The organism is Propionispora vibrioides (genome assembly GCF_900110485.1).
In the GTDB taxonomy this organism is placed as follows: Bacteria; Bacillota; Negativicutes; order Propionisporales; family Propionisporaceae; genus Propionispora; species Propionispora vibrioides.
The window spans coordinates 1-16,208 of the sequence record NZ_FODY01000046.1 but is presented as its reverse complement, the minus strand read 5'-3'; the positions used below and the strand labels follow the sequence as shown (position 1 = coordinate 16,208).

14 protein-coding genes are annotated in these 16,208 nt (G+C 48.2%); all 14 read right to left on the bottom strand.

Annotation, left to right across the window (positions count from 1 at the left end; translation table 11 throughout):
* Positions 1–106: 106 nt before the first annotated feature.
* Positions 107–2,185 carry an elongation factor G gene (fusA, locus tag BMW43_RS20605; RefSeq protein WP_091752408.1) on the bottom strand — a complete coding sequence of 693 codons (2,079 nt, stop codon included), beginning with the start codon at positions 2,183–2,185 and terminating at the stop codon, positions 107–109.
* A 43-nt stretch (positions 2,186–2,228) separates the two neighbouring features.
* Positions 2,229–2,699 (bottom strand): 30S ribosomal protein S7, encoded by a 471-nt coding sequence (gene rpsG / locus BMW43_RS20600; RefSeq protein ID WP_091752405.1) that lies wholly within the window; start codon positions 2,697–2,699, stop codon positions 2,229–2,231.
* Between the two features lie 77 nt (positions 2,700–2,776).
* The gene (gene rpsL / locus BMW43_RS20595; RefSeq protein WP_091752402.1) at positions 2,777–3,151 is read right to left on the bottom strand and encodes a 30S ribosomal protein S12; all 375 of its coding nucleotides are present in this window, start codon (positions 3,149–3,151) and stop codon (positions 2,777–2,779) included.
* A 93-nt stretch (positions 3,152–3,244) separates the two neighbouring features.
* Entirely contained in the window at positions 3,245–3,490 is a 246-nt protein-coding gene (locus tag BMW43_RS20590; RefSeq protein WP_091752399.1) for a L7Ae/L30e/S12e/Gadd45 family ribosomal protein, read from the bottom strand.
* 450 nt (positions 3,491–3,940) lie between these two features.
* The gene (rpoC, locus tag BMW43_RS20585) at positions 3,941–7,909 is read right to left on the bottom strand and encodes a DNA-directed RNA polymerase subunit beta' (RefSeq protein WP_091752396.1); all 3,969 of its coding nucleotides are present in this window, start codon (positions 7,907–7,909) and stop codon (positions 3,941–3,943) included.
* 27 nt (positions 7,910–7,936) lie between these two features.
* Positions 7,937–11,752 carry a DNA-directed RNA polymerase subunit beta gene (gene rpoB, locus BMW43_RS20580; RefSeq protein ID WP_091752393.1) on the bottom strand — a complete coding sequence of 1,272 codons (3,816 nt, stop codon included), beginning with the start codon at positions 11,750–11,752 and terminating at the stop codon, positions 7,937–7,939.
* Positions 11,753–12,182: 430 nt separating this feature from the next.
* Entirely contained in the window at positions 12,183–12,557 is a 375-nt protein-coding gene (gene rplL / locus BMW43_RS20575; protein WP_091752390.1) for a 50S ribosomal protein L7/L12, read from the bottom strand.
* Between the two features lie 89 nt (positions 12,558–12,646).
* Complete coding sequence (gene rplJ, locus BMW43_RS20570) at positions 12,647–13,177, bottom strand: 50S ribosomal protein L10 (protein WP_091752387.1); 531 nt, start codon at positions 13,175–13,177, stop codon at positions 12,647–12,649.
* A 280-nt stretch (positions 13,178–13,457) separates the two neighbouring features.
* Positions 13,458–14,162, bottom strand: coding sequence for a 50S ribosomal protein L1 (gene rplA / locus BMW43_RS20565; protein ID WP_091752384.1), 705 nt, complete (start codon positions 14,160–14,162; stop codon positions 13,458–13,460).
* 57 nt (positions 14,163–14,219) lie between these two features.
* Positions 14,220–14,645 (bottom strand): 50S ribosomal protein L11, encoded by a 426-nt coding sequence (gene rplK / locus BMW43_RS20560; protein WP_091752381.1) that lies wholly within the window; start codon positions 14,643–14,645, stop codon positions 14,220–14,222.
* Between the two features lie 85 nt (positions 14,646–14,730).
* Positions 14,731–15,261: a transcription termination/antitermination protein NusG gene (gene nusG, locus BMW43_RS20555; protein ID WP_091752378.1), complete on the bottom strand. Its 531-nt coding sequence runs from the start codon at positions 15,259–15,261 to the stop codon at positions 14,731–14,733.
* A gap of 41 nt (positions 15,262–15,302) precedes the next feature.
* Positions 15,303–15,521 carry a preprotein translocase subunit SecE gene (gene secE, locus BMW43_RS20550; RefSeq protein WP_091752375.1) on the bottom strand — a complete coding sequence of 73 codons (219 nt, stop codon included), beginning with the start codon at positions 15,519–15,521 and terminating at the stop codon, positions 15,303–15,305.
* A gap of 158 nt (positions 15,522–15,679) precedes the next feature.
* The gene (rpmG, locus tag BMW43_RS20545; protein WP_054261919.1) at positions 15,680–15,829 is read right to left on the bottom strand and encodes a 50S ribosomal protein L33; all 150 of its coding nucleotides are present in this window, start codon (positions 15,827–15,829) and stop codon (positions 15,680–15,682) included.
* Between the two features lie 226 nt (positions 15,830–16,055).
* Positions 16,056–16,208, bottom strand: a 153-nt coding sequence (locus tag BMW43_RS20540) for an EF-Tu C-terminal domain-related protein (protein WP_500684732.1), incomplete at its 5' end; no start/stop codon positions are given.

The window sequence follows — 16,208 nt, the reverse complement described above, 5'->3', positions numbered from 1 at the left end:
GTCTTGCCATGGTCAACGTGACCGATCGTTCCTATGTTTACGTGCGGTTTATTTCTTTCAAACTTCTTCTTTGCCATTTCTTTTCTTTGCCTCCTTGATTTCTTTATTAAGCGCCTTTTACCTTGGCGATAATCGTTTCAGCAATGTTCTTCGGAACTTCTTCGTAATGGTCGAATTCCATGGAGTAGTTGCCGCGTCCCTGTGTCTTAGAACGGAGGTCGGTTGCATAACCGAACATTTCAGCCAGCGGTACAAACGATTTGATCGATTGGGAACCGGCACGGGCTTCCATGCCTTCAATCCGTCCGCGACGGGAGTTCAGGTCGCCGATAACGTCGCCCATGTATTCTTCCGGCACGATAACTTCCACTTTCATATACGGTTCAAGGATAACCGGGCTTGCTTTGGCAGCACCGGCTTTAAAGCCCATGGAACCGGCAATTTTAAAGGCCATTTCCGAGGAGTCGACATCATGGTAGGAACCGTCATAAACGACAACTTTGATATCAACCATCTGATAGCCAGCCAACACGCCGCTTTCCATTGCTTCCTTGACACCGGCTTCGATCGGGGAGATGTATTCTTTCGGAATCGCACCGCCGACCACTTTGCTTTCAAAGCTGAAGCCTGTACCAGGTTCCTGCGGGAAGAGTTCCAACCAGCAGTGACCATATTGACCACGGCCACCGGACTGGCGGACAAATTTGCCTTCGGCTTTAACCTGTTTCTTAATCGTTTCGCGATAAGCAACCTGCGGTTTGCCGACGTTGCATTCGACCTTGAACTCACGCAGCATGCGGTCAACGATTATTTCCAGATGAAGCTCGCCCATACCGGAAATAATGGTTTGTCCCGTTTCATGATCGGTACGCATCCGGAAGGTAGGATCTTCTTCTGCCAGGCGGGCCAGCGCCGCGCCCATCTTATCCTGGTCGGCCTTGGTTTTCGGTTCTACGGCAATATGAATAACCGGATCAGGGAAAACCATGGATTCAAGAATAATCGGCTTTTTCTCATCGCAGAGCGTATCGCCTGTCGTGGTATCTTTCAAACCAACCGCAGCAGCGATGTCCCCGGTGTATACCGTGTCGATCTCTTCACGATGGTTAGCATGCATCTGCAGGATACGTCCGATACGTTCCTTCTTGCCTTTTGTCGAGTTGAATACGTAGGAACCCGATCCCAGGTTACCGGAGTACACTCTAAAGAAGGCCAGCTTACCCACATAAGGGTCAGCCATAATTTTGAAGGCCAACGCCGAGAAAGGCAGGCTGTCATCAGCAGCCCGTTCGTCATCCTCGCCGGTATCGGGGTTTACACCGCGAATGGCGGCAATGTCGGTCGGGGCCGGCATGTAAGCCACTACAGCATCCAACAAAGGCTGAACCCCTTTGTTTTTATACGAGGAACCGCACAGCATCGGTGTCATCTTACAAGCAATCGTCGCTTTGCGGATACCCTGCTGAATTTCTTCCAGGGTAAGCTCTTCGCCTTCCAGGTATTTTTCCATTAATGCGTCGTCGCTTTCAGCAACCGCATCCAGCAACTTTTGACGGTATTCTTCCACAACGTCGTGCATATCTTCAGGAATTTCCGTTGCTTCACTTACTTTTCCCAAATCATCGGTGTATACGATGGCTTTCATTTCTACCAAGTCGACTACACCTTTGAAGGTATCTTCAGCGCCGATCGGCAACTGAATCGGCACAGGGTTTGCACCCAAGCGCGTCTTCATCATATCTACCACCCGGTAGAAGTCCGCACCGATCGTATCCATTTTGTTGACATAAGCCATACGAGGAACGCCGTATTTGTCAGCCTGGCGCCATACTGTTTCAGACTGCGGTTCTACGCCGCCTTTCGCACAAAACACAGCTACCGAACCATCGAGCACTCTGAGTGAGCGTTCTACCTCTACTGTAAAGTCCACGTGCCCCGGTGTGTCAATAATGTTTATGCGATGATTTAGCCATTGACAAGTAGTGGCCGCCGAGGTGATCGTAATCCCTCTTTCTTGCTCTTGAACCATCCAGTCCATTGTCGCAGCACCATCATGCACTTCACCAATTTTGTGTACTCTACCCGTATAAAACAGAATTCGCTCAGTCGTAGTGGTTTTGCCGGCGTCTATATGTGCCATGATGCCAATGTTCCGAGTTTTCTCAAGAGGAATCTTTCTGGCCACTATTACCACTCCTTACTGTTTGTCGCCTCATTAGGCCGCCGGGTTACCAGCGGTAATGAGCAAATGCTTTATTGGCTTCCGCCATTTTATGAGTATCTTCTTTTTTCTTAATCGTTGCGCCCGTGTTATTAGCAGCATCCATCAATTCAGCCGCCAATCTTTCACGCATTGTTTTTTCACCGCGGGCCCGGGAGTAATTCACTAACCAACGGATTCCCAGCGACAATCTGCGATCAGGACGAACTTCTACAGGCACCTGATAGTTAGCTCCACCAACACGGCGGGCGCGAACTTCAAGTACCGGCATAGCATTTTTCAACGCTGTGTCAAAAACTTCTAACGGATCCTTGCCGGTTTTAGACCGAATTATTTCAAAAGCATCATAAACGATGTTTTCTGCAACACCTTTTTTACCCATCATCATGATCTTGTTGACGAACTTAGTAACAATTTTGGAATTATACACCGGATCCGGCAGCACATCACGCTTAGGTACAGGACCTTTTCTAGGCATTCACGTTTTCCCTCCTTCTGCGAAAAGTTGATTTAAATCACCAATGTGTATTTTAAATCAATCTGACTGTTTACGTCTTATTTCTTAGCACGTTTTGCGCCGTATTTCGATCTGCTTTGGTTGCGTTTCTGCACACCAGCAGTATCCAATGCGCCGCGGACAATGTGATAACGAACCCCCGGCAAGTCTTTTACCCTGCCGCCTCTGATCAGAACCACGGAGTGTTCCTGCAGATTGTGTCCAATACCAGGAATGTAAGCAGTTACTTCAATTCCATTGGTCAGACGAACCCTCGCAACTTTTCTCAAAGCGGAGTTAGGTTTTTTCGGAGTAGTCGTGTATACCCTTGTGCAAACACCACGCTTTTGGGGACATTCCTTCAAAGCAGGCGCCGTAGATTTCTTTTCCAATTCCTGTCTACTTTTACGTACTAATTGACTAATTGTAGGCATTAGTGCACCCCCTTCCTCAAATTTGGATTTTATTATAAAAAATTTCACCCAGTGTTGTACACACAGGGCAAAATGTTTAACAACATTTTGTCCCTACCGCAAAACAGCTACCGCGGCGGCTCCCACCTCAATCACACAGGCTTTACCGAGCTCGGTCATGGTCGGAACGGTTTCGACAGGCACATTCTTTTGCTGACAGACTTCTCGGAGCGGTTTGACAACCCGTTCGTCCGCGTCTTCGGCAATATACACCAGACTGACCTTATCCTTTTCCACTGACTTTACCGCTTGCTTAACACCAATAACCTTTTTTGCTTGTTTCAACACATCCAGAGACACCCGGATCACTCCTTTTTTTCACAAACAAAAGACACTATCTCACGGGCACTTTAATATAGTAGCATTTCTACATTACAGTGTCAATAAAAAAATAGGCAAAAACCACTATTTTCTCTGGATTTCTCCGCTTTTTTTATGCCCACGGTTCCTAGTGTCTCATCCGGTAGGAAGATGCAGTATAACATCGAGAATTTTTGCCGGCAAGCAAGGCGGAGGAGGCGCGTATATCGGATATATGTAAGCCGACGACAACGAAGATTGACGGCAAAAAGGCCGGTGATCTGCTGCAGATTTCTGCCGGATGAGGCACTAGACTGTCATCTGTCGAATTTCAGCGGACCAGGAAAACCAAAAACAAGAAAAAATATGGCAAAACACTTGGCCATGACAGAATGCATCTGTCACAACCAAGTGCAGCACTATTTCTTGCAAACTCCAAGGAAGACCAGTCTACTCCACAACAGGGACCGGAGCGACGGCAGCTTCCTGCCGTTTGATCTTGATGTTGCGGTAACGGCTCATACCGGTGCCGGCCGGCACCAGTTTGCCGATAATAACATTCTCTTTCAGACCCAATAGCGGATCAACCTTACCTTTGATTGCAGCCTCGGTCAGGACACGGGTAGTCTCCTGGAAGGAAGCGGCCGACAAGAAGGAATCGGTAGCCAGTGAAGCCTTGGTGATACCCAGCAAAATAGGTCTAGCCACTGCCGGTTCGTTCCCTGCCTCAATAGCCTTGGCGTTTTCCTCTTCAAATGTATTGATATCGATATATTCACCGGGCAGCAATTCGGTGTCGCCCGATTCTTCCACTTTCGCCTTGTGCATCATTTGGCGCACAATGACTTCAATATGCTTGTCGTTAATTTCTACGCCCTGTGATTTATATACCTTTTGCACTTCATAAACCAGGTAACGCTGCGTGGCTTTGAGTCCGCTTACCCGTAAAATATCATGAGGATTGACCGCGCCTTCGGTAATACGGTCACCTGCTTCAATCTGGTCGCCGTCTTTCACGATAATGCGGGCACCATAGGGAATCTGATACACGCGCTCTTCCCCGACAGCCGGATATACCGTCAGCTTGCGTACGCCTTTGGTATCCTTAAATTCAACCTTGCCGTCAATTTCGGCAATAATTGCCTGCCGTTTGGGTTTGCGGGCTTCAAATAATTCCTCGACACGGGGCAGACCTTGGGTAATATCGTCACCGGCAACACCACCGGTATGGAAAGTACGCATGGTAAGCTGTGTGCCCGGTTCACCGATGGACTGGGCCGCAATGATTCCCACGGCTTCGCCGACATCGACCGAATGGCCTGTGGCCAGATTCCGGCCATAGCATTTAATACATACGCCATATTGTGATTTGCAGGTGAGCACCGAGCGAATGGACACCTTTTTGCGGACAGCAACAACCTTGTCAGCCAGTTCCTCGGTGATTTCATCATTGATATTGACAATGACTTCGTTGGTTTCAGGATCAACAATGGTTTCAGCCGCATTCCGTCCGACAATCCGGTCCTTCAACGGCTCAATCACACCACCGCTTTCCATGATGGCTTCCACTTCGATGCCTTTAATGCTGTTGTTGCGTACTTTAACTTCCCGTACATCGCTGCTTAAAATAGCCTCGATATGTTCTTCGGTAAAGGGAGTATCGGCCGGCACGAGTTCTTCGCCTAAGCTGTTTTTAATCGCACCGACAGTATTCTTGCCAAGCATCTCCCGAATCATAGATTCTTTCAATGCCTGACGTACTTTTTCTTCCGGTTCACCCAGCATAACGGCATCAGTTGCCGCCGCATTGTCAGCGCCCTCCGCATCGGCTGCCGCCAAGCCCCGCAGGATAATTTCCGGCACACCTTGTTCGCCAATCAGAGTCAGATTTTCCTCATCAAGCACAGTACCCTGCGGCACCAAAACATCGGCAGTCTTCGGATCGGTAACATTCTCCGCCAGAATCCGGCCAAGCAAGGTGTCTTTCAGAAGCGAAATGGCACCTGAACTGGACTGAGCCAGGCGGGCCCGTTCGCGCACCAGATTAATGCCGACAATATCGCAATCATCTTCCCGGACGATGACGTCCTGGGCAACGTCGACCAGACGTCGCGTCAGGTACCCGGAGTCAGCCGTTCTAAGCGCCGTATCAGCCAAACCTTTACGGGCGCCGTGAGTAGAAATGAAGTACTCAAGTACGGTCAGACCTTCCCGGAAGTTAGCCTTGATCGGCAAGTCGATAATCCGGCCGGAAGGATCGGCCATCAGGCCGCGCATACCGGCAAGCTGACGGATCTGCTGAATATTACCGCGGGCACCGGAATTGGCCATCATATATACCGGATTGAATTTATCCAGATTATTCATCATAGCACTGGTGACATCTTCGGTCGCTTTGGTCCACAAATCAATGATCTTCTTATAACGTTCATCCTCGGTAATCAAACCGCGACGATATTGTTTATCAATCATATCAACTTTGGCTTCCGCATCAGCCAGAATCTCTTTTTTGGCAGGAGGAATTTTGATATCAGAGATGGCTACCGTAACCCCAGCCCGGCAAGCAAAGGAATAACCCAGCTTTTTAATGCCGTCCAGGACATTGGCAGTTTTGGAATTACCGAAGCGGCGATAGCAGTCGGCAACCAGTTTGCCAAGCTGCTTTTTATCCATCATAATACCCAGGCACCATTCGCCATCCTGCTGATAGAAATAGCTCAGTTCTTCCGGCAACGCTTCATTGAAAATCAGGCGGCCCAGCGTCGTGTTGACCCGCTCCATTTTGCCGTGAACCATCATGCGTATCTTTATCTTGGCATGAAGCGAAAGTTCCTTGTGGTGATAGGCCAGCAACGCTTCGTTTATATCGGTTACAAATTTGCCTTCCCCTAGATCACCCGGTTTCTCAATGGTCAGATAGTAAGAACCCAAAACCATATCCTGGGTCGGCGTAGCAACCGGCTTACCGTCTTTGGTCGACAGAATATTATGGGCGGCAAGCATCAGAAGGCGCGCCTCCGCTTGGGCCTCCGCCGACAGCGGCACGTGAACGGCCATCTGGTCACCGTCAAAGTCGGCATTATAAGCCGTACATACCAACGGATGTATTTTAATAGCCCGGCCTTCAGAAAGCACCGGTTCAAAGGCCTGAATACCCAGACGATGCAATGTCGGTGCACGGTTCAACAGTACCGGATGTTCTTTAATAACCTCTTCCAGAACATCCCATACTTCCGGACGCACCCGTTCTACCATGCGTTTGGCGCTCTTAATATTATGAGCGTGGCCGGCATTGACGAGCTTCTTCATCACGAAAGGTTTAAACAGTTCCAGCGCCATTTCCTTCGGCAAACCGCATTGATGCAGCTTCAGTTCCGGACCGACAACAATAACCGAACGGCCCGAATAGTCAACACGCTTACCCAACAGATTTTGCCGGAAACGGCCTTGCTTACCCTTGAGCATGTCGCTCAGCGATTTTAACGGGCGGTTGCCGGGACCGGTAACCGGACGACCGCGACGGCCATTATCAATCAATGCGTCGACCGCTTCCTGGAGCATCCGTTTTTCATTGCGGACAATGATATCGGGCGCACCCAAATCAAGCAGTCTTTTTAACCGGTTATTCCGGTTGATTACCCGGCGGTACAGGTCGTTTAAGTCGGACGTCGCAAACCGTCCGCCGTCCAATTGAACCATCGGGCGCAGTTCGGGCGGAATGACCGGCACGACATCCATAATCATCCAGTCAGGGTGGTTGCCTGATTTTTTGAAAGCTTCCACTACTTCCAGGCGGCGGATGGCTCTCACCTTCCGCTGACCGCTGACTTCCTTAAGTTCCTGCCGCAGATCCTTGCTGAGTTTATCCAGCTCCAGTTCGGCCAGTAATTTTTTAATCGCCTCGGCACCCATGCCGACCTTAAAAGCACTGCCGTATTTGTCGCGATATTCGCGATATTCATTCTCGTTAAGCAATTGCCGCTTCATCAGCGGTGTATCGCCCGGATCCAGCACAATATACGAAGCAAAATACAGCACCTTTTCCAGCGAACGGGGGGAAATATCCAAAATCAGGCCCATTCGGCTGGGAATTCCCTTGAAGTACCAGATATGAGAAACCGGTGCCGCCAGTTCGATATGTCCCATCCGGTCACGACGGACCTTGGAACGGGTTACTTCGACGCCGCAGCGGTCACAAACGATCCCTTTATAACGAATCCGTTTGTATTTACCGCAATGACACTCCCAATCCCGCGTAGGTCCAAAAATCTTTTCACAAAACAAACCCTCGCGTTCTGGTTTTAGAGTACGGTAATTAATAGTTTCCGGTTTTTTTACTTCCCCGTGCGACCATTTGCGGATTTGCTCCGGCGAAGCAATACCAATGCGCATGGAGTCAAAATTATTAACATCTAACAAAGGGTTTTCACTCCCTTCTTACATTATTTATTCGAAATCCTCATCTAGATCATCCAGGTAGTCGTTGGGATTGACTTTTTTATCCCGCTCTTTGCTTTTCTTAGAAGCTCCCTTTTTCGGCTCTTCAAGCTCGTCGTCATAATCGGATGCCGGCAGGCTGAACTTTTCCGCATCCATCTCGCCGATTTCGGCAATAATATCCAGTTCCTCTTCCAACGGCTCAACATCATCGCTTGCTTCAAACTCATCGGCCATATCCGGCTCCACTTCGGCCAGCTTGCGTTCGGTCGGCGCCAAACGTCCGCCTTCCTCACCACCAAGACTGAGTTCGAGTTCTTTAGCCGTCTCGTGAATATCGTCATCGGATTCACGAATTAAAATTTCCTGAGCGTCTTCAGTCAAGATCTTCACATCGAGGCCGATACTTTGCAATTCCTTAATAAGAACCTTGAAGGATTCCGGCACGCCCGGTTCGGGAACGTTTTCACCCTTGACAATGGCCTCATAGGTTTTCACACGGCCAACGACATCATCGGATTTAACCGTGAGCAATTCCTGCAGGGTATACGCCGCGCCATAAGCTTCCAGCGCCCACACTTCCATCTCACCGAAACGCTGACCGCCAAACTGGGCTTTACCACCCAGCGGCTGCTGCGTAACCAGCGAGTACGGACCGGTGGAGCGGGCATGGATCTTGTCATCAACCAAGTGGGCCAGCTTCAGGATATATACAAAACCTACAGTTACCGGGTTATCAAAAGCCTGGCCGGTACGACCGTCATACAGCACGGTTTTTCCGTCGGCCGAAAGTCCGGCCGCTTCCAGCGTTTTAAATACTTCTTCTTCGCGGGCGCCATCGAATACCGGCGTAGCCATATGAATACCGGCTACATCAGGTTTAGGCAGGCCGTGTTTGTCGACATTGTAGCCAACGTTGCGCAGCCTTTCCTCCACCGTCGGATCTTTCGCTTTAATCTGCATGCCAAAGGCGGCGGCAGCCATCCCCAGATGTGTTTCCAGTACCTGCCCGATATTCATACGGGAAGGTACGCCCAGAGGATTTAACACAATCTGTACCGGGGTACCGTCCGGCAAGAAAGGCATATCCTCTTCCCGCATAATCCGGGAAACAACCCCTTTGTTACCGTGACGGCCAGCCATCTTATCACCTTCGGAGATTTTTCTCTTCTGAGCAATATAGACGCGGACCAGATGATTCACGCCAGGCGGCAATTCATCGCCATTTTCCCGGCTAAATACTTTTACATCGACAATTTTACCAGCTTCGCCATGGGGAACCCGCAGCGAAGTATCTCTTACCTCACGGGCCTTTTCACCGAATATGGCTCGCAGCAGGCGTTCCTCAGCCGTTAGCTCGGTTTCGCCTTTAGGGGTTACCTTGCCAACAAGGATATCACCAGGCCGTACTTCGGCGCCAACCCGGATAATGCCGCGATCGTCCAGATCACGCAGCACTTCTTCGGCGACGTTCGGGATATCCCGGGTAATTTCTTCCGGTCCCAGTTTGGTGTCCCGGGCGTCGCACTCGTATTCCTCAATATGGATAGAGGTAAATACGTCTTCCTTAACGAGTTTTTCACTCAGCAAAATTGCATCTTCGTAGTTGTAACCTTCCCAGGGCATAAACGCAACCAGTACATTAAAGCCCAATGCCAATTCGCCTTTATCAGTGGACGGTCCGTCGGCCAATACCTGGCCTTTTACTACCCGCTCCCCCTTATAGACAATCGGTTTTTGGTTAACACACGTTCCCTGATTGGAACGGATAAATTTCAATAATTTATAAGTATCCAACCCGCCGTTATCGGTGCGGATTTTAATATCAACAGCCGTTACTTTTTCCACTACACCGGCATTCTTCGCCAACACAACAACACCCGAGTCGCAGGCAGCCTTATACTCCATACCGGTGCCGACCAACGGCGCCTGGGTCCGAAGCAAAGGCACAGCCTGACGCTGCATGTTCGCCCCCATCAGGGCCCGGTTAGCGTCATCGTTTTCCAGGAAGGGGATCATGGCGGTAGCGATGGATACAACCTGTTTGGGCGACACATCAATATAGTCGACCTGTTCCGGCGGAACCATCAGATTTTCGTGGCGATAACGCACAATAACCCGTGGCGCCTTGAACCAGCCTTCCGGAGTCAGTTCCTCGTTCGCCTGAGCGCAAATCACTTCGTCCTCTTCATCGGCTGTCAAGTAGCGCACGTCATCGGTTACCTTGCGGTTTTCCTTGTCAATTTTACGGTACGGTGTTTCAATGAAACCGAATTCATTAATCCGACCATAGGTTGCCAAAGAACCGATCAAACCGATGTTCGGACCTTCCGGCGTCTCAATTGGGCACATACGGCCATAGTGAGAGTGATGGACGTCACGAACTTCAAAACCTGCCCGTTCCCGGCTCAAACCACCAGGACCCAAGGCGCTCAGACGACGTTTATGAGTCAGTTCAGCCAGCGGATTGGTCTGGTCCATAAACTGCGACAACTGGCTGGAACCGAAAAATTCCTTAATCGCCGCGACCACAGGACGGATATTAATCAGCGCCTGCGGCGTGATGACATCAATATCCTGAATGGTCATACGTTCTTTCACGACCCGTTCCATTCGGGACAAACCAATGCGGAATTGGTTTTGCAGCAATTCACCGACCGAACGCAGCCGGCGGTTGCCTAAATGGTCAATATCATCGGTATTGCCAAAACCATCCATCAAATTGAGCAGATAGTTGATGGCAGCCACAATATCTTCCTTGGTAATAGTCCGATGCGCATATTCCAGCGTCGGATTACAGATCATTTTAACAGCTTCGCCATCCTTAGGCTTAATCATGGCTTCGATCAAGCCGGCAGTGCCAAAGCCACTTTCAACTAAACGATCAAGAATTTTTTCGTCGACTACCGTATTATCCGGTATTAAGATTTCGCCGGTTTCCTGATCTACCAGCGGTTTATGTAGTACTTTACCCATGAAGCGGCGGCGCCAGCCCAGCTTTTTCGTCAGCTTATAGCGGCCTACCGTAGCCAGGTCATACCGTTTGGAGTCGAAGAACAAAGATTCCAAGAGTTGCGTAGCGTTTTCCACAGTAGGCGGTTCACCGGGACGCAAACGCTTATAGATTTCTACCAAGGCTGAATCCCTTGAATCGGTATTATCCCGTTCCAAGGTAGCCCTGATGCGGGGATCATCGTTAAACAGTTCGGCAATAGCCGCATTCGATGCCCAGCCTAAAGCACGAATCAGTACGGTAGCCGGCAGTTTTCTGGTACGGTCTACACGCACATACATGACATCATTGGCATCAGTCTCTAGTTCCAGCCAGGCGCCACGGTTCGGAATTACGGTTGCATTATAGAGCTTCTTGCCGCTGGTATCAATGGTTTCGCCATAATAGGCTCCCGGTGAACGGACAAGCTGACTGACAATAACCCGTTCCGCTCCATTGATAATAAATGTGCCGTTATCGGTCATCAGCGGAAAATCTCCCATAAAGACTTCCTGCTCTTTGATTTCACCGGTTTCCCGGTTAATCAGACGCACATTGACACGCAAAGGCGCGGAATAGGTTACATCCCGCTCTTTACACTCTTCTACATGATATTTGGGCTCCCCCAGCGTAAACGCCTCAAAGGATAACACGAGATTACCCGTGAAATCCTGAATGGGTGAAATATCATGGAATATTTCCTGGAGACCTTCTTTGAGAAACCAATTGTAAGAATTCTTCTGGATTTCAATAAGATTAGGCATGTCCAGCACTTCGTTAATTTTAGCATAGCTGTACCTATTTCTCTTGCCTACCGGAACAGGATTGAACATTAAATCCTTCACCCCTTAGTCCAATTTGAACTAAACCAAACATATATTAACAGGAAAATGCAATATATGAAAAAACAAGCAAGGTCTTTCAAAAGGTAAAACCTTACTCCGTCTTGCGCAGATGACGCCATCATCCCCACCATATTACTATTTCCTGCCAATTGACAAATTATACATACTGCAACTAATCTACTATTAGCCTGCTGTCTTCCATAAAAAACCTCATCGGTTCTTTTCCAGCACTGACTGCAGGCCCAATCATCTTCGTTTGGCTAATCGTACTTGCTAAAGTTCCCAAAAAACTTTGCATCGCATTTAAAAATGTTATCATAGAATAAATATATTGTCAAGAAATTTCAACCATGTAACAAAAAAGCAAAAAGAGTATCCAAAGAACTTGGCACTCTTTTTGCTATGATTGGTTCAGTTATTACTTAACTTCAACAGTAGCGCCGGCTTCGGTCAGTTTAGCTTTAAGAGCTTCTGCGTCAGCTTTGGAGATTTTTTCTTTTAAAGCTTTCGGTGCGCCGTCAACAAGTTCTTTTGCTTCTTTCAGGCCCAGACCGGTTACTTCGCGAACTACTTTGATTACGTTGATTTTGCTAGCGCCAGCGCTAGTCAAAATTACGTCGAATTCAGTTTGTTCTTCAGCAGCGGCAGCAGCACCAGCAGCAGCCGGAGCAGCAGCTACAGCTACAGGAGCAGCTGCGGATACGCCAAATTTTTCTTCCAGAGCTTTTACCAATTCGGATAATTCGAGAACAGTCATGCTCTCAATCGCTTGCATAATTTCTTCTTTAGTCATGTTACAATACCTCCATAAATTCCACGCTCATCGGCATGGTTGTTTTTATTGTTGTTTTGCAGAAAACATTGCTGTTTCCCAGTGGCAGCTTATGCCGATTCTTTTTGCTTGCGTACCGCTTCAAGCGTATACACCAAATTGCGGATATTGCCATGCAGTACATTGACAAGACCAACAATCGGCGATTGCATTCCTGCCAGTACCTGAGCAATAAGCACTTCGCGGGATGGCAGGCTGGCCAGCGCTTTAACGCCTGCGGCGTCAATCACTTTGCCTTCTACCAAACCAGCTTTGATTTCCAGGGCCTGCAATTTGTTTTCTTTAATGAAATCAGAAATTACTTTTGCCGGAGCAACGGGGTCGGTCGACGATATTGCAATCGCGGTAGGACCTTCCAAATATGCGTCCATCCCTTGAATACCAACTTCATTAGCGGCAATGCGAGTCATAGTGTTTTTTACAACACGGTACTCTACACCGGCTTCGCGCAATTTGCGACGCAAGTTAGTGTCCTGTGCAACATTCAAGCCACGGTAGTTTGTTAACACAGCGCCTTTTGTATTTTGCAGCTTTTCTGCCAACTCAGCAACCAGGGCTTTCTTTTCTGAAGTTACAGCCACTATATATCCACCTCCTTAACTGATATAAGAAAAGACTTCACTTTCACCATGTCTTTTCGGACATCGGCAAAAGATTCTGTCGTTCTTACGCATGATCAGAAAAGCATGTTCTGATCAGATAAACGAAAACGACCTGCCGGCAGTATTCACCGGAGGTCGTTCTTGGCAAGCCAATTACTAATCCCCGGCCTCGGCAGGCGGAACGAGTCCTTTACAAACCTGCTGTCTACAGCCATCAACAACTATTCAATTCAAAGCCTGAGAGCCGGGTATTAGAGAATTACTCTTTTCTGCCTGAGGCTTTAACCGGATTTACTTTCACTCCAGGCCCCATGGTTGTGGAGAGTGTCACGCTGCGCATATATTGACCTTTTGCCGCAGCGGGTTTTACTTTATTCAATGTATCTATCAGGGTAGAGAAGTTTTGCGACAATTTTTCAACGTCAAACGAAACTTTACCGATCGGGGCATGGATATTACCAGCCTTATCCGTACGGTATTCAATTTTACCGGCTTTGATTTCATTAACTGCCCGGGACACATCCAAAGTTACAGTACCCACTTTCGGGTTAGGCATTAAACCTTTAGGGCCAAGGATTTTACCAAGGCGCCCTACCATACCCATCATGTCCGGCGTAGCTACCACTACGTCGAAATCAGTCCAGCCACCCTGGATTTTTTCCACCATATCTTCGGCGCCGACAAGATCAGCACCGGCAGCTTCGGCTTCTTTCGCCTTTTCGCCCTTGGCAAACACCAACACACGTTTGGTTTTACCAGTTCCGAAAGGAAGCACCACAGCTCCACGAACCTGTTGGTCGGCATGTTTCGGGTCAACGCCCAGCTTCACAGCCACTTCCACAGTTTCATCGAACTTGGCGCTAGCCGTTTTCTTGACTAACTCCAGAGCTTCGCTCACTTCATAGAGTTTATTGGCTTCTATGAGTTTCGCAGCTTCTGTATATTTCTTACCAAATTTCGGCATGTTACATACTCCTTTACTTGTGGTGTAGCGGATTATCCTCCCACACGACATCCCCAATTACTCAACGATGTCAATGCCCATGCTGCGGGCAGTGCCTTCAATCATACGCATAGCCGATTCCACATTGGCAGCATTTAAATCCTGCATTTTGGTTTCAGCGATTTCACGTACTTTAGAGCGAGAAACTTTTGCTACTTTCTTTTTGTTCGGCTCACCCGAAGCCGTTTCAATACCTGCTGCTTTTTTCAATAATATAGCAGCAGGAGGAGTTTTCGTTACAAAAGTGAATGATCTATCTTCAAATACGGTAATCTCAATTGGAATAATAAGTCCTGCTTGAGCAGCCGTTCTTTCGTTAAACTCCTTGACAAAAGCCATAATATTTACACCTGCTTGACCGAGAGCAGGACCCACCGGTGGTGCCGGAGTAGCTTTTCCAGCCGGAACTTGCAGCTTAACTAACTTTACAACCTTTTTAGCCATCAATCACACCTCCTTATACAAAAATGTGGTATACGGGCTCATCACCCTCCCACCAAAACCTATAAAGCCACCTATAACGACAGCCTTATATTTTCTCTACTTGAGAAAAATCTAATTCAACCGGGGTTTCGCGGCCAAACATGTTGACCAGCACTTTCAGCTTCGCACGGTCATGGTTAATTTCCAGTACGGTGGCTGTCCAATTTTCAAAAGCCCCGGAAGTAATCCGTATTGGCTGAGAAACAGCAATATCCAGTTTGGGTCGTATTTCTTCTATCCCCATCGACTTCAATATATGTTTCACTTCGCCTGCAGTAAGCGGGATCGGCTTAGTCCCGGAACCGACAAAACCAGTCACCCCCGGTGTATTGCGTACAACATACCAGGATCGATCATTGACAATCATTTCCACCAGAACATATCCCGGAAACACTTTTTTCTTAGCAACTTTCTTTTTTCCATCTTTGATTTCCACTTCATCTTCCATCGGCACCAGCACCCGGAAAATTTCGTTTTCCATCCCCATGGAATGAACTTTGCGTTCCAAGTTTGCCATCACTTTGTTCTCATAGCCGGAATATGTATGGATCACATACCAATTCTTTTCGGATTCCATCGCCCTACGGGACGTAACTTACCGTCCCATACCCCCTTAGCTTACTTGTTTATAAATATTTTCAGAAGTTTGGCATAAACCAAATCAATTCCCCAAATTAAAATCGCAATAACAAGAACAGAGACAAAAACGATTCCCGTATAGGAAATCAATTCTTGTTTCGTTGGCCACGATACTTTTTTCAGTTCCGCTTTCACTTCACGCAAGAATCTTCTTCCCCGTGACCCATTACCCTGAACCGCTGTGTCTTGGGCTGCCATGTTTTCACATCCCTATCTCTACTGCCTTAACGTGCCGGTCATACGATAACTCTACGGCAGGAGGCGGCAAAACGTACTACATCGCAACCGATACATACCGCGACTCCAGCAGCCGAGCGTGTTTTCGCCTGTCAACAAACAAAAAGCAGATCACCAAATTACTTGGTTTCTTTATGCGCCGTTTGTTTTTTACAGAACTTGCAGTATTTGTTGAGTTCTAATCTATCCGGATCATTTTTTTTGTTCTTATTGGTCTGATAGTTACGCTGTTTGCACTCCGTACAGGCCAATGTTACCGCATTACGCATTATTTCGTACACCTCTCTTACCCTGTAAATATGGCAACTTCTAAAATGTCACTAATATAATCTACCATACTTAACCTTGCCTGTCAATAGCCCACATGTCCGGATGTATCATAAAATTAGCTCCGGCACCCGACTCTAAGGCAGGTTGATAAGGGCATATATAAAACAGGGGTTTCCCCCTGCTCTATATATTACCACTATGGACATCTTCTATACATGTTATGTCTTATGCGTCGATAGCAGTTACGACACCGGCGCCAACCGTACGGCCGCCTTCACGAATCGCGAAGCGCAGTCCTTCTTCCATCGCGATCGGTGTAATCAACTCGATCGACATCTGGATGTTGTCGCCAGGCATTACCATTTCCACACCTTCCGG